The sequence below is a fragment of the Psychrobacter sp. 1U2 genome, assembly GCF_051847575.1.
Map to the genome: position 1 here is coordinate 1 of NZ_JBPYDC010001104.1, position 705 is coordinate 705.

The window sequence follows — 705 nt, forward strand, 5'->3', positions numbered from 1 at the left end:
AACGACGTCAAGAAGTTCATCGCCCATTCATCAACGCGGCTGGTCATCAAAATAACTTCGATGCCTTTTTTCTTAAATAGCTCAAGTTGTGGGCTATTTTTTGCAGCAGACAAATTGTCGGCTGTTAGATAGTAGATGGCTTTTTGTCCATCTTTCATACGCGCTTTGTAGTCCTCAAAGCTGGTCGCAACCTTATCGTCAGTGCTGGTTGCATAACGCAGCAATTTAGCAATACGCTCTTGGTTACCCATGTCTTCGCCAAGACCTTCTTTGATCACATCGCCAAACTCACTATAGAACTGGGCGAACTTTTCTTGCTTGTCATTATCTTCGCTATTGGCAAGGCTTGCGAGCATGGTGAGGATTCGGCGCGCGTTACCATCACGGATAGATTTTACATCACGCGACTCTTGTAGCAGCTCACGGCTGACGTTCAATGGTAGGTCTGCTGAGTCGATAACCCCTTTCACAAAACGCAAGTACATCGGTAGCAACTGCTCAGCATCATCCATAATAAAGACGCGTTTGACATACAGCTTAAGACCATGCTGCTGCTCACGCGTATACAAATTCATCGGCGCTTTTTTGGGAATATAAAGCAGTTGCGTGTACTGTACACGGCCTTCAACGCGGTTATGCGTCCAAGTTAGTGGCTCATCCATGTCATAGGTGATGTTCTTATAGAAATCGACGTACTCATCATCT

Annotated in this window: 1 pseudogene; it reads right to left on the reverse strand. The window is 45.5% G+C overall.

The features are described from left to right. Nucleotides 1–705, reverse strand: a pseudogene (locus ACS8FD_RS20625) (molecular chaperone HtpG); the annotation flags it as partial.